The sequence below is a fragment of the Methylobacillus gramineus genome, assembly GCF_020532675.1.
Classification (GTDB): Bacteria; Pseudomonadota; Gammaproteobacteria; order Burkholderiales; family Methylophilaceae; genus Methylobacillus; species Methylobacillus gramineus.
In genome coordinates this window covers 433461-449061 of sequence record NZ_JAJAVE010000003.1, presented here as the reverse complement: position 1 = coordinate 449061, position 15601 = coordinate 433461, and the positions used below count along the sequence as shown (strand labels likewise).

Sequence of the window (15601 nt, the reverse complement as noted above, 5' to 3'; positions counted from 1 at the left end):
TTCCTATGTGACGGATGAGTGACCAGTCTGTGAAATTGCTGAGTCACAACCCAACAAAAAGGACTAGTCGCAACTAGTCCTTTTTGTTGGCCATAGGCTCAATTAGCGCATGATGTCGCCCAACCCCAGCACCTCAACCGATACAAAAGAAGGCAGCAAGTTACGCGGGCTGAAATCCTGCGGCGGTGCCAATCGGCTCATATCTGCCACCGCACTGGTGGCAGAGGATGCAGTGCCAGTTGTGCCAACATTGGCAGCTGCCAGGCTGCCCGTATCGGCCGCGGGAACCCCTGTTGAAGTACCTGCCACGTTGATATTGCTGGTACCCAACACCTGGGTTGCCACTGCAAGAAAGTCACCAGCCACAATCCCGGCTTCACTGGCATTCAGCACTCCACGTGGTGCCATCAAGGCCACCGAACCCAGCCTGGGCGCTCGCGAAGGACCATCTGGCCCATCAGCATCATAGGTCTGTGCCTGGATACCGCTACCAGCGGCAGCCCCCTTCACCTTGCGCGTGGTATTGCCATATACATCAGTACTGATTTCCACCTCGGGGATAGAAAGTGCCGTCTTTGATCCTCGGCCAGCATCAATATCGCCATTGTTTACCCACACCGTGATATCGCTACCATATTGCGTAATAACGCGAGACTGGTTGACCTGGAAGCCGCTATCGGCAAAGGCACGAATATCACCCCCGCCTTCGGTGACAATACCGATATTGCCAGAACTGGTACCACCTGCGACCCCCACATTGATCATACCGCCAGGCGCCAGCAAATCTATGCTGCCATCCCGCACAGTACGAATACGACTCTGGAACAGACTCATGTCACCTTTGTAGTCGCCTTGCCAAAGTGAAGCGACCGCTGCATCTCCACGGGCATGGCTTTGCGTGGTGGCATAGGCTTTACCGGATGCCAGCAATTCCGATGAAAAATGTCGATAGGCAAAAATCGCCTGCTGGTCTTTCTCCAGTGCCAGATATCGCGTCAAGGCATCCGCCTCAGAAAGGCTGTCCTCGCCAGTGATTTCGCGCATGTATTTCGCCAGTGCCTGCGCGGTGGCAGCACGATATTCCGCCATGCCACCCTCATTGCCACTTAACACCGAGGGGCCACTACCATCAGGCTTGATATAAAGGTTGATGTAATCATCCAGACTGGCACCTTTGCCCACGCCTGCCAGCACCGTGATGGAAGCGCCCTGCGCCGGCAAGCCTGCATTCACGGTATTGGCCAGACTGTTGATGCCATTGCTGCGGCCAAGATCCAGGTTGCGACCGGCTTCCACCAGAAGATTGCCCGGTCCGCTGACATTGATACCACCCGCCTGCACATTGACGTAACTGATATCCCGGCCAGCACGCACCACACTCAGGTCAGCGCTATCCATGTTTTGCAAGTTGGCATCCAGGTTAAGGATATCCAGCCCGGCCATCACCACGGCAGTCTTGGGCAACGTCAGGCTAACGGTCTGGGTGCGCCATGGCCTCAGCGATCCATCCCGCGCCACGATAGACACCGGGTTGCTGCTGTTACGATGCAAAGGAATGGCCGAGTGACTGTTCATGATAATGTTTTCGAGGATTACCTGCGGGCTCTGGATAGGAGATGACACACTGGGAATCAATGAACGCTCCGCATCAGACATCACAATCTGGTCAGCAATGATGCTACCAGCAGCCAGCAAGCCCAACTCACCTGTTGCTGATGGCATCAGTTTCATGTTGCCGGTATAAATATCCCCACCAAATGCAGTGGCCTGCACACTGCCTGGATAAAACGCCAAGCTGTTCTGGGTACTGTTCACCGTTGCTAGCCCAGTCAACTTACCAGTGATGTTACTCAACTGATCCAGCCCAAAGGTAATAGCCCCTGTCAACGAGGCTACATCTATCGCTGCATTATCGGCATAGCTATTGAAAAACGCGCTACGGCCAGTGCTATTGGCCACACCGGTCGGTCCCGCATTGGTGGTCGACTGGGCAAATAGTGTGGGGTTAAATACGGTTTCCAGATAGACACCAGCAGAAGCTGTGACGCTGGCGGTTGCATCCTGTAATGCTAGTGTAGTGCCAAACGTAATGGGGTTGCCCTGAGCATTGAATGTACGGCCAATCTCGCCTCCAGCCTGCAAATCCACATGCCCCTTGCCAGCGAAATACATGCCATTGCGAATGTCGCCCTCTGCAACCACATTCAGATTGCCACCACCTGAAACGTCTGAATTGCCCGAGCCATCTCTCGTAAAGCGCGCCGTGGTGGGTACGGACACGGAAAAATTGGTGATATTGCCACCGGCCTTGACCGCGACATCGCCACCGCCGAATGAAGCCACCCCTTGCTGGAACAGATCAGTGCGTAACCACCAGGTAGTATCCTTATTGCCAGAACCACCCCCCTGGCGGAACAGCCAGTTGTTCACAATCTGCTGGGTGCCACTGGCAGCAGCCAGCGCCCCAGTGATGTCACCCTGCGTGGCAATGTTCAAATCGCCGCCCTGAGTCAGGTATTGGGCGCCATTAGTGCCAAATCCATCGGTGCTGGTCGGTGCCACAAACCCAGCCAGGTCAGCAGCTGCATTACCTGCGGTGTAAATGACAGAGCCAGCGTTGGACAGGGTCAGGTTGCCGCCCGTGGCAATATTGATATCGCCGGTACCTGTTCGCACCAGCTTGTTATTGGCCAGCACCATGTTGCCAGCAGTGTCACTCTTGAGGGTAGATAGATGATTGACTGCGCTCATATCCGCACCTGACACCAGGTTGATGCTCCATGAGTCTCCGCTGGCCAATGCCGCTGAGACTGTTGCATTGGCAAACCCATCACTGATGCTGCCATTCAATTGCAGGTTACCGGTGCTGCGTATCGTCAGCACACCATCACGCCCCAATGAAAGATCGCGCAGGTTCCAGTCATTGGCCAGCGTGGTATTGTCAGTGGTGCGCAGCTCGGTATGCGGCGCGACAATTGCGCTCACGCCATCACTGCTGGCTTTGTAGGTGCCAGCCGTATTTCCCGCATCAGCGTAGAAGGCATTGGTATCGGTCCTGATCGTGTTGAGGGTGGTGGCATTGAGTGTAGTAGCCACATTCATGACCTTGACCGACTCCAGCAATATCTTGTCAGCACCGGCCACTGCGGCGGGTGCATCCACATCCACCTTGAGGCCAGACGCACCTACACGCTCTGCGCGCAAAGTCACATCACCTAGCTGACTGCCAGACACATCAATCAATGCCGCATCCTGCCTGCGTGTCACGCCATCTGTTTCAAACACCTGGGCTTTGACAGTACCACTTTCACTCGCCAGCAATACACTGCCGCCCTTGCCGTCAGTGGCTTCAGCATTGGCTAATAGTTTTCCTCCGGCCTGCAAGGTCAGGTCGTTCTTTGCATAAACCTGGACATCACCGCCATGTTTGCCGCTCGCATCCACGGTACCAGCAATATCGATAGCACCACCGTCAGCACTCAGGACAAAACGGCTGGCTTCGACGGTATCCCCTGCCGCTATCGCCACATCACCGTTACGGATGCGCAGCTCCTGCGAGGCATTGAAGCCACCGCTGTTGAGTGCATTGTTCAAGCCGGAAAAGTCTGTGAGGCTGGCACTATCCATCACAAAGCTGCCAGCGGTCTGCCCTTGGCCTGCTTGTCCATGCAAAGTGCCAGCGGCAATATTGACCTCTCCCGCCTTGGCCGTCATTTTCAGGGTACCCGCATTGCCACCTTCACCACCGCTGACATCAATCGATGCGCCACTGGCCACATTGATATCGGCCTGGTCAGATTGCAATGACACCACGCCACCTGGGGTATGCCGCGTAAATCGATCAAAACGAATCGCCCGTGATGCCGTGTTGATCCTGGCATCGCCAGTGACATTGAGGTCACCCTGGGTCGAGCGTGCGGTCAGCTGACCGGAGGCCAGGTATATATTGCCTCCCAGCGTCATTTGCTGTGCCACCAGATTGAGCTTGGCGCCCAGGCCAGCAGTGGCAGCCTGCGCAGCACTGCTGTTCGCCAGCGTAGTCAGCGCGCCCTGGGTGTTGAGGGTGTAATTGGTGCCAGTGGCGGCAGTAATACGACCACTGCTGATACGCGTATCCGTGGCATGGATATCCAGTGTGCCGCTGCCACTGAACGTGATATCACGGCTGCTGTTCAGTTGTACCTGCTCAAACCCACTGAGGGCAAAGTTTCCAGCGTTGGTAGCGTTGTTGCTGGCTGCTGTGTTTTTACCCTCAACGCTGATGCTGCTGGCATCAATTGCCAGAGTGCTGCGAGTGCTTGATACCGTAGGTATCAAGGCTGCACCTGCCGAGTTTTTCATCACCAAATGATTGGCGGTCAGGTTGGAAGTGTCACCCGCTGCCATATCATGGCCGACGATACCGGCAGCATTGATCGTGACATCCAAGTTGCGACTACCAAAATCCACCTCACCATAAAGATTGAGGTTGCCATGGCTGTTCAGCGTCACCTGCTTGAGGTTACCGAGGCTGGCCACCAGCGTGTTATCCACGCGCATGCCGGGTACCACAGCGCCCGGGCTACCAAGAAGTATGCTGCTGGCACCGAGTGTGACTGAACCACCATCACTCACGCTGACATTGCCATTCAGGCTAGAGGCATGCGTTGCATCCAGCACCAGTGAGCGAGCGGCCCTGATCTGGCTGCCAGCCTGGATGTCCAGCGTGCCCAGGTTGGGGTTGCTGGATGCACCCGCGCGATCAAACACAATATCACTGCTGCCTGATACCGCCAGCAATGCACCATCTCCATTCACACGTAGATTGGTGCTGCCCTGATTAGCCGCAGACTCTGCTTGTATCACAGCGCCGTTCTCCACTGTCACCCGGTCAGATGCAGTGGCAATCAACTGGTTAACCTTGAGCGCATGATCCGCATCGTTGGCAAACCTGACTTCAGTTGAAGTGGTGCTGATCTCGACTGACTGGTCCCCCTGGGTACGTGAACCACCCAGCAGGATGCTCTCGGCATTCATATTGTTCAGTGAATCCGCACTGAGCTGCAGGCTGCCATTATCCGCGCCCACGTCAGACACCACGCTGATCTTGTCCGAGACGATATCCACCATCGCTCCACGGCCACCAGCAGCTTTATCGGTCTTGAGGGTCGCATTCAACTGCAGTGTATCAATCGCTGACAACACCAGTTGCCCAGCATCCCCTGCCAGTCTGGGCACAGCCAATCCTGCACTGGCAGCTTGTTGTGCAAAGAAGGCATTACCGCTACTGATCATGTATTCAGATGGCGCCCGCGTGACGCTGCCACTTGGCGTACGGAACACGCTGCCATTGGTGATGCGGAATGTATCCCAGGTGGCATTGCGGCTGCTGTTGTTAACATTGGTGAGATAGCCTGACACCAGGCTGCTGCCATCCATTAACTGGGTGTTGGTACCCTGGCGTACCTGCTGGCCAGAACCCAGCTGCAGCATGTAAGCCCCTTGCAACAGGGCATAACGTGCTGGCAGCAGGGTGTAATACCCAGCAGGCAGTCCTGCGATGCCAGACAGATAAACCGCCTGGCCTATTGCAGGCGCATTATCCTTGGTGTAGTCGTAATCAAATGGCGCATATTCGCCCTTGATACTTGGCAGGAGCGCATACACACCTGATTGCGCCAAGATATCCCTGGAGCCGCCTATGCCTTGTATCCATTCATAGGCAAAGGTATCGCCGCTACCAGAGATATCAATCACGGCCCCGCTCTTGAGGTCAATATCCTGACCATTCAGCGTAATGCGTTTTTCAAGCGGCTTGGTGCCGATATTGTTGGGCAAGTTCCAGGCCGTACCCCCTTGTTGAGTGGTGCCATAGGGAATGCTCAAGCCTGCAGCTGATACTGATGTCAGGCTCTTTTCACCCAATACCAGGTTGCTTTGACTAGCCGCATCAAGGGCAATTTGCCCCAGCGGCGCCAACAATACGCCTTCCTGCCGGATGCTATGTGCCTTCAGCCCAAGCTTGCCACCGGCACTGAATACCGGCTTATAGGCTTCACCACTGGAGCGGACGGTAATGTTGCTATTGCTACCCAATGCCTCGATATTGAAACTGCTGTTACTCACCGGATAGATTTGACGTGCTGTCATCAGCAGGTTGCCGTTAGTTTTCAATGAACCGGCATTATCAAAAGTGAGTCCTCGCCCACGGATATCCAGGCGACTGTTGAGTTCGGCCTGCTTGATGCCTGAAAGATTGATGGTGCCATTGAGGTCTATCCAGTCGGCATTGACCTTGAGGATGGCATCGCCCGTTTGCACCGTGTTGTTCACTTCTGGTGTTGCCAGTGTGACGTGCGAGGCATTGATTTGTGCTACTCCACTGCCACTCACCTCAAAGGCTGAGGAGGTAAGAGCCAGGGTTTCCGGTGCGCTCAGTGTCACGCCGCTTTGCAGCACGATACGGTCACGTTCTGTGGCATTGGGCTCCCGCCCCTGGGTAGTACTTTCGAGACTCACATGATCAAACTGACCAGCATTGATCTGCTCGGTAGACATCTGTGCCTTGCCTTCAAAGGCAGCCAGGTTATCTCGCGCTTGTAAGCCAGTAGCCAACAGCTGCTTGTCTGTGGTTACAGTGAGCACACGCTCACCTGAAGGATGGCCTGGTGTTTGTGTCGTGCCTTTGAGGTCGCCAGTGAGAGCGATCTTGAGCGTGCCGGCTTCACCAGCGCCGTTGGCACCAGCAAGGAAATTACCGTCTAGGATCATGCCATCCCGTGCAGTGATGGAAACAGTGCCTGCGCCACCATCCAGTAGCTGGCGTTGCAGGCCACGCCCCGTGTTGACATCCACAGCACCCGATGTACCCGAGACATCCATGAGGCTGCCTTCTTCCGCCACCACGAATCCTTTATGGGCATCAACGGTGATGTTGCCGCCATCCAGCACCTTGGCACTCGCCAACGTGGGAGCGGTGGCAACAGGGCGCACATAACTACCTTTGACGCTAATGACAGACTGATCGCCAATCCAGATGCTCTGCTGGTTGTCGTAAGGTACTTGATCCACATCACCACTGAGTTTGAGGCTGATGTTGCCCGCAGGCGCCAACAAGCTACCCATCATGGTGAGCTGGCGGCTGGCCTCCAGCGCGATAGCACCAACACGGCCCGTGATATCAGGCGCATCGGTACGGATGATGGTATTACGCAATACGGTCAGGTTGGCGAGCGAAGTAGCATCCCCCAGCGCCGAGAAACTGACTGAAGCAGGACCACGCTGGCCTTCTGGCAGCAATACCACTTTGGACACTTCCGCCATGCTGGTGCCACTGACCTTGCTACTGTAGCCAGAACTCATCATCAAGGCCTGCATCTTGGGATGGATTACGGTGGCTTTACCCGAGGCATCACCCACCACAAACTCCCCGCCGTTGCGTGAGTTGTTGATCGTATAGGCAACAAAGCCGCCTTGCTCAAAGAAGGACTCCCGCACCCAGAAATCGCCAGCACTGGCAGGCTGGCCGCCCACCTGTACATTCTGCGCAGTACTCACTGACAGCTTGCCCCCCTGGGTGAAACCATAGGATTGCAACTGAGCGCCCATTTTCACATCCTGCGCAGACAGCGTGATATCGCCGCCATTGCCGGTATGCAGCACACCGCTACTATCTACCCATGCCCCGGCGCTGGCATCCAGTAGTGATCCCTTGCCCAGCATCAGGTTTTCACTGGCACTCAGGTTGATGCTGCCGCCATCCAGCGCAATGGGCGTTTGCATGGCACCAGGCAATGCCGGATTGTCATTATTCCAGTTACCTGCGCTACTCAGCTTGACCCCGTCATCCACCACCACAGACTGATTCGCCAGCTGCGTAGCCACGGTAATGTCACCGCCAGGCGTGACAATGTCTTTATTAATATTGACGCCACCGCCCTTGAGATTGACCGACCCATTGGGCGCGGTCACCACGGCGGTATCCACCTCAATGCTGCCCTGGCTGTTGATGCCCAGATGATTGAAGCCTGATTGCAACAGGCCAGTACCCAATATGGTTTCCGTGCCTGGATTGGCATCATTGATGGTGAAACCTGCAGGCACTTGTGTCGCAGTTGCCTGTATCCGTACAACACCAGTACCCGTGGTCAGGTTGAAATTGCCACCATCTGGCAGATTGGTACGCTGGGTTACATCACTGCGGGTATTGGCCTGCATATTGCCATTGAGCAGGACGGGATTAGTGCTGTTGATATTGATAGTGCCAGCATCACGCCCTTCACGGTATGCCTGTTGCCACGTACCACGGCCATTCGGGTTGAGGTCTACGCGCTTGGTCCAGCCCCATTTGGGATCAGTGAATTTATATACATCCGCGAGTCCCTCATAAGGCGTGTTACGGTCAGCCTGTGAAATAGCCACCGCACGCCCCTGGTAGATCAGCTTACTTTCACGGATATAGCCAGCCGCATAATCAATCACGCCACCAGACACGTCCATGACCGAGCCAGACTTAGTCACCACATCGCCCGCAGAGCTAATATTGATGGTACCGGCCTTGCTCATCTTCTCCGCAATAGTCTGCGTTCTTAACGCCAATAATGGCGACACATCAAACAGGTCTGTGCCCTTGCGTGCATCCAGGTAGACCGTCTCGCCAAACAAGGCACCACCGCGCAGGATAGGGGTGTCCTTCAACTGGTCTGAATACAACTGTACCTGGAGCTGGTTCTTTTCCATCGCCGCCGTCGCATCGACGCCGGACACATCAATACGGGCATTGTCATCCAGCAACACGCGTACTGGTGTCGTCACCCCTTGATTGCTTTCCTCACCGGACTTGGCAGCAATATTGACCTGCCCGCCCTTGGCGCGCAGCAAACCATTGACCTCTACTGTGCGCCCTTCAATATTGATCCGTGAAGGCGCTAAGGTCTGGCTCGCCAGCACTTCTTCCTTGTCAGCCGTCTCCACACGTACTTCAGTGACACTGCCTTTACCTATGGTAACCTTGCCATAGCGAGATGGTTGATAGGTATAGCCACCCTTGCCATCTGCAATAGCATTGACGCTATCTCTGGCCAGCAGGTGAATGGAACCATTAGCGCGCACGGAAGTGCTGGCCGAAATTCGGCCCTGTTGATTCACCGCCAGGCCTACCAGCGTCACATTGCCACGATCTGCAACAATCTCGCCCAGATTGGTGGCAGTGCCGCCAGCATCCACCTCCACCAGTAGCCCTGCCGGGTCGGTGCTGGACTTGAGATACACCTTCTCGCCTGCTGCCAGTATGGTCTGCCCATCAGGCGTCTTGATCACCCCATGGTTTTCCACATCCTTGGCCAGCAGCATGATACGGCCACCACTGGCAGCAGTCAGTGCAGCACCTGCTTCCACCTTGATGAAACCACCGGTGTTACGAAACACCGGATCCTGGCTCAAACTGGACAACAATCCATTGGTAAACAGCGCATCCGTCATATCGGCAGAAGTGACCGCCAGCAGCGAACCCACATTGATCTGCGCACCGTTGGCGAAAATGATGCCATTGGTATTGACGAAGTAATTGGTCCCTGGTGCGTTGATGGTGCCCGCGATAATGCTGGGGTTGAGGTCATGGATGCGGTGCAGCATCTGCCAGTTGGACTGCTGGTTGATATTCAGCGTATGGTTACGTGCCAGATTGAACTGGCTCCAGTTGGCAATCGCCTGCGGTGCACTTTGCTGGATGGTGGTGATGGTAGGCGTGGCGACTGATACATAGGCATTGCTCCAGGCACCGCCGCCTGGCACCAGGCCAGAACTGGCCAAAGGCACGACATCTGCCAGGGCATGCCCTGCCGCCAAGGAAGCAATTAAAGCCGCCATCACGCGTCGACGTGCACGCGCATTCCTACCAGCACTAGCGGTGGCGTGCGCCATTTCATGCGCAGGCACATAGATGCCCAGACGCTTGTTGAACACCAGCCTGAATAGTCCCTGATTCATATCACTCTCCTCACCTGCTGCTACCAGTCATACGCCACCCTGAAGTGCAGCAAGGTATCGCCCTTTTCCACAAAACCCGCCGTGCGCATGGCACGTGCATAATCAAATACCGCAGTAACGCCATGCCATTTCCTCAACTGCAATCCCACGCCGATCGAAGCCAGGTTGAACACACTGTTCTGTTGCGCCAGAGGCTTGAGGATGCGTGCCTGTCCAGCGCTATAAAACACTGACCCGACCAGCTCTCCCTCCATATCCAGATATCTGGTCAGGGATGGCGTGCGTAGTTCGGCTGTGCCAAACAGACCCTTGTCCCCCAATGCACTGGCTTCGTAATATCCGCGTACCGTATCTGCCCCACCGACCACAAATTGCTCGTTGGCAATAATGGGCGCCCCGGTTGCCTGGCCGGATAAGCGGCCAAACAGCTCCCAGTCCCTGGGCAGCTTGTAGGTATGCTTGATGTCGCCACGCAGGTAGGCAAAGCTGCCTTGTGCCTCAGACCGTTTTTCAAAAAACTCCTGCTCGTCCGAGCCCAGGTTGCGCACAGCAAAGGTCAATCCCAGGTTGAATTGAGTGGTACTTTTCTCTGTCTGCAGGGTGCTGTCATACCCGGCAAAGAAAGGCATGTAGCTGATGGGCGTATTGAAGCCAGTACCCACCAGGCGCGTGGACTCCTTGAAATCCTTGTAATCCACGCCCAGGGTCAGATTGTGGAAATAGCCGGAGAGTGCTGGCGCCGGCAAGGGATGGATATACCGCAGGCCGAGAATGGTACCGTTACCGATCACGTTCACATCTCCCACGGCCGCTACATCGCTGCGTGATGACACACCATAAAACGCCCAGTAGTCACCACTTGGCGTGGGGATTAAGTAAGTAGCAGACAACACCTTGGTTTCATCGGTGTTTTCCGGCGTCACCTGAAAACTCAGGCTCAGGCTGTGATCCTTCTGCCAGAGATTGTCATAGCGGACTGAACCATTGAGACGGGTGTGCGTGGTATTGGCGATATAGCGGTTGTTGAGTTCCAGGTTGGCATGCAGTGGTAGCTTGTCCTCCACCTTGAGGTCCACTTCCACCTTGCCGGGTGTCTTGCCGGGACGCAGCACTGGTGCCACCTGCCGGTCAGCCTGGGTATTAAGCCCAGCCAGCTGGCGCTGCACATTGGGGAAATATGGCACCTTACCCTCGGCCAGGTCAGGTGTGCGTGCCTTGATGGCGCCCAATGAATAATACCTGGCTCCCACCACACGCAGCTTTTCCACCTTGCCCTCCTGCACTTCCAGACGCACCATTTTGTGGTCAACATCCTGCTCTGGTGTATTGACAAATACCGTCAGGTATCCAGCCTCATGAAAGGTTTTTTCAAGTGCAGCTCGAGCCGCCTCCACGTCATCAATCGTCTTGGATTCTCCCAGGAATGGATACACCGCCTGTTCGATTTTCCCTTGTGGCAATACGCTATTTCCCGACACCTGGAACTCCATGATGTCAAAGCGCGCCTGGCCTTCAGCAGATGCAGCACTGTCATCCCCGGTATTGTCTATGGGATCCACTTTTTCATCAGAAGACTGTGGCTCTCCAGCAGCCTGAGGCAGATTGTTCATGGGAGCATTCGCATCATCTACTTCAGCAAATGAGGGATGATTGACGCCACACACACCCAACCAAGTGATCAGGCAGAAATAGAATAAACGCACGCTTGATAGTTTCCTGAAATCGAAAATGCACATAAAAATGGCAAATAAAACAAACGGCATGCCAGATAAAAATTAGCGCCCGCCACATGCTTTATTAGCCACTCTCGGCCAGTAGTCATTCATCTATAAAAGCTGACTCCGAGTGCACAGCATCATAGAAATTGCGTGTGACAACACCATGACGAATCAGAGTAAAAAGCACTTTCCCGCTTGCGCAGGAAAGTGCGAGGACATTACCGGGTATTAAAGATCAACCCTTTGTTGTGATAGCTGTTTAGAAGAACAGCTGTTGTGGCGCGCAGTTGTTGCCGAAACGCGTACCCTTGGCGACAACTGCCAGTTCGCTGGCGCTACCGCTGCTGCAGCTTGAACCACCCAATGGGTTCAGTGTCAGGCCGCGTGGCACGTCTGCGCAGTTAACTGGGTTACCCAGGGCAGAAGTGATCGCAGGGATCAGCTCGGCACCAAAAGCATCCGCAGTATTGGCAACGAAGGAACGCATTTCCATGTGGAAAGCATACTCACCATTGATGGCGGTTTCACGAGCGAACTCAAGACCGTCAGCAGTACCGTTACCATTCACATCTACGGTACCGGATTCTGGGTGTACGCCATCCAGCTTGATATAGCGGTAGCCAGCATTGGCAGCGCTTTCAGTGCGCCAGTTGTTTTCCATAGACAACACGCCAATCGCGAACAAATTGCCAGCCGCACTGCCACCACGTGTAGTCAAGGCAGTCTTGACGTTACCGGAACCACTGTGCTCGGTCACTATCAGGTTAGCTGTGGAATCGGATACACCAGCTGGAGGAAGACTTGCACCAGCAGCGCTCGAGCAAGGACTCTTCAGGAAGTGTGCATTGGAACTGGCTTGTGTACCGGAGCTAGCTACGCGACGCTCTAAATAAACCTTCTTGCCTACACCAGCAGAACCTACAATCGGGCTCCAGTCAGTTTGGTAACCAGAGTCACGCGCTACAATAGAACTATATTGAGCTGATGACAGGTTAGGTGCCTTGGCTGGACTATAAGCAGCATCGCCAGCTTCAGCAGCAGCCACAGTTGCGTAGATACCTTGCGCTACTTGCAGGGCACGATACAGCGGCAATGTCACTGCAACGCCAAAGGTTTGACCAACATTGGCCTCAGCTTCTGTACCAGCGGAAGATACATCAAAACCGAACAAGGAGGCCTCAACATCAGAGAAACCACCAGCTGGCTTGGCGATCGCACCATCAGGAGTTGCAGCTGGGTTAACCAGTGTGCAGCTCTTGTAGTTCACGTGGCCAGGGAAAGCACTCGTGGCAACTGCGCAGGAAGCATTTTCCAGGCGACGCAGACGTTGCAACTGGGTGCCGCTGACATGAGGGGCATACGCATTCAGTGAACCATCAAATACGGTGTGATACACCACGGAAACGATACCACCACGTGTACAGGCGTAAGCAGCGTAGTTACCCAGGGAACCAGGGCGAACACTGGTATCGGAGCTGGCATTTGAGAACAGGGATACTGAATTGGCATCACAGCCCAGTTCAAAACCACGGAAAATGTTGAATGTTGGTGCTGAAGCGCCAGAGATCCAGGTCTCTTGCAATGTGCCAGCACTACGCGCAGCACCGATTTGGGCTGGCGTCACTGGAGCGGCCAGCACGGAACCAGCTGCCAGGGTAGCCACAACGGCTAGAATCAGTTGTTTTACTTGCATTTAAATCTCCCAGTATCAATCTTGTTGGATAAATCTGTGGAAGCGACCCCACGCTTTTGGCGTGGAGTCACACATAACATATAAGGAATTAAGCAGACTTGCGACGACGTGCGGCAACACCTACCAGACCGAGACCAGCCAGCAGCAGGGCATAGGTTTCTGGCTCAGGAACAGCGGCGACAGCATAGGTCAATACGCCATTGGCACTCAGGTTGAAAGTGGCATCGTAGACAACAGGCGTCTCGAAACCGAGTGCACCCAGGCCAGTAACGTACTGCACTACACCTTGGGAGTTATCCAGGCGGGCAGTTGCCAGCGGACCAACATTATTGATCTTGTCACCAAGCAGGGCGGTAGAAGCGTAAGCAGAGCCTGAAGTGGCAACACTTGCACCATTCTCAACACTGCCGTGGTTGCCAGTCTTGGCCGCAGCATCAACGTACTTGTCGAAGGCTGTAGCCAATGTGGAAATCTGATTGGTACGCACTGTAGGAAGAGTAGCGCCATCACGGTAAGTCGTGATGAAACCCTTAGTCCCTACTGTAGTGTTCAGACCTAAATTGTCGGTGGAAGCCACATTCCAAACCACATTGTTGGCATTTGCCAGACTGAAGAATTCATTCCATGCAGAAGCATAGTCACCACCAGTCAGGCTCCAGCTAGCGCTAGAAGCAGAATCAACACCACCTGCAGCAAATGTGGAATAAGAGAAGCCCAGATCGAAAGTAGCCGAAGCGCCACTGCTGCGATCAAGCAGAGTCAGCACCAAACCGCCGTCACCAGCAATACCGCTTGTCAGTGCCGCATTAGCCGCACCAGAAACGCTCATCACTGCAACAGCAGCAGCTACCAAAGCCTTCATCTTGATATTCATTGTCATTACTCCCGAAATTAAAGTTAAAGCAGAAAAAACTACGAAACATCTTTGAGCCGCTACATTCGTCACGCCGCACCCTACCGAACGTACCCAACTGCGCCTTCTCAAAACTCGCGACTGGGAGCATCTTAAAAAGGGAATGTGAAGTGGGGATGGTGAAGGTCTAGTTCTTTAGGACTAGGTTGCGCTTGAGCAGGCAAAAGGGAGTGACGCATACGGCATGAAGCAGCCAGAACGGCTTGCTTCAGGATGGCCGGGATAGCCTGATTCAGTGCCGGATCAGGCCAAGACGCGAGGCTTTTGCCGCGGCATGACTACGATTCTGTACATCCAGCTTGCGCAAAATGTTTTGCATGTGATTCTTGACGGTGAGTGGGCTGATCTCAAGAATGGTGGCAATTTCCCAGTTGCTTTTACCGGTGTGCACCCATTGCAGGATCTCTTTCTCGCGCGTCGTAATCAATCCGGCTATCGCACTGTCACCCAGCAGCTCGCCTGCATTGCTCACACCATCGCTGATGCGCATCAATACTGAATGCAAGTAAGGCACCAGCAACTCAAGCAGGTAGGCGTGATTTGCCCCTAGCTCGCCCGCAATACGCGAAAAACAGAAAAAGGAAGAAATCGTGCCATCCGCCGAGGACAGGCCATATGCCGCAATATTGCGTAACTCACTGGCTTGCAGGTTGTCGCTGTCGGTCTTGGGCACCATAAACCCACCAAAACTGCCAGACTTCAAGTAAGGATCAATCAAGACTGGTTGCCCCGATTCCTGCCAGGCAGAAATTGCATTGAACACCACACCATCTGTAGGCTGCATGGAGATATCGACATGTGCCTGTGCCACATAGCGGGTACTGGAATAACTTTCCAGAGAGAATCCCCTGTCTACGCCGATGGCAAGCCCACACAGCAACACTTCATGTGGCAACAGATATTGAAAATACCCTTGCAACCAGGAAAAAAACTGTGCTTTTTTCTTGATACGCAAGGATGCATCCACCACCTCCAGAAAGGCACTCGCCTGATCTGGTGTCAGATCCTTGTTGTAGTTATCCATAACCCCGATTGAATATTCTTGCAGCAAAATACTATCCTCCCAGACAGACAGGTATTGTCTGCATCGCAAGTTGCATGCAGATGAAAGCTGTATGGCATTAGTATTTCATTATTGAAAATCTATTTTTTTATTCACAGATGTGATCTTGCAGGAGTTTTATAACAACTCCATGTGACACAAAAAGATGTGATGGATAGTCCCAAAGAACTAGCTAAAGCCGGAAACACTTCATCTGCCTGTTACAACGATGGCACAGACTTTCCACATGTTCCTGAAGCTTCCAGCCA

At 54.2% G+C, this 15601-nt stretch carries 5 protein-coding genes; all 5 read right to left on the bottom strand.

Features of this window, described 5'->3' with window-relative positions:
• Window positions 1–102: 102 nt before the first annotated feature.
• The 5 genes from LG201_RS12580 to epsA all read right to left on the bottom strand — a co-directional run bounded on the left by LG201_RS12580 (window position 103) and on the right by epsA (window position 15341).
• Entirely contained in the window at window positions 103–9966 is a 9864-nt protein-coding gene (locus LG201_RS12580; RefSeq protein ID WP_226772551.1) for a filamentous haemagglutinin family protein, read from the bottom strand.
• A 20-nt stretch (window positions 9967–9986) separates the two neighbouring features.
• Window positions 9987–11669 (bottom strand): ShlB/FhaC/HecB family hemolysin secretion/activation protein, encoded by a 1683-nt coding sequence (locus LG201_RS12575; protein ID WP_226772550.1) that lies wholly within the window; start codon window positions 11667–11669, stop codon window positions 9987–9989.
• Window positions 11670–11943: 274 nt separating this feature from the next.
• A complete protein-coding gene (locus tag LG201_RS12570) occupies window positions 11944–13377 on the bottom strand; it encodes a hypothetical protein (RefSeq protein ID WP_226772549.1) in 1434 nt (477 codons plus the stop codon).
• An 88-nt stretch (window positions 13378–13465) separates the two neighbouring features.
• Window positions 13466–14251, bottom strand: coding sequence for a PEP-CTERM sorting domain-containing protein (locus tag LG201_RS12565; RefSeq protein WP_226772548.1), 786 nt, complete (start codon window positions 14249–14251; stop codon window positions 13466–13468).
• Between the two features lie 271 nt (window positions 14252–14522).
• On the bottom strand, window positions 14523–15341 hold the full coding sequence (gene epsA / locus LG201_RS12560; protein ID WP_226772547.1) for an XrtB/PEP-CTERM-associated transcriptional regulator EpsA: 819 nt from the start codon (window positions 15339–15341) through the stop codon (window positions 14523–14525).
• Between the last annotated feature and the right edge of the window lie 260 nt (window positions 15342–15601).

Bases quoted from the DNA above. Each gene is read 5' to 3' on its own strand.
- LG201_RS12570 (WP_226772549.1), bottom strand. From the start codon at position 13,377: ATGCAAGTAAAACAACTGATTCTAGCCGTTGTGGCTACCCTGGCAGCT.
- LG201_RS12580 (WP_226772551.1), bottom strand. From the start codon at position 9,966: ATGAATCAGGGACTATTCAGGCTGGTGTTCAACAAGCGTCTGGGCATC.
- LG201_RS12565 (WP_226772548.1), bottom strand. From the start codon at position 14,251: ATGAATATCAAGATGAAGGCTTTGGTAGCTGCTGCTGTTGCAGTGATG.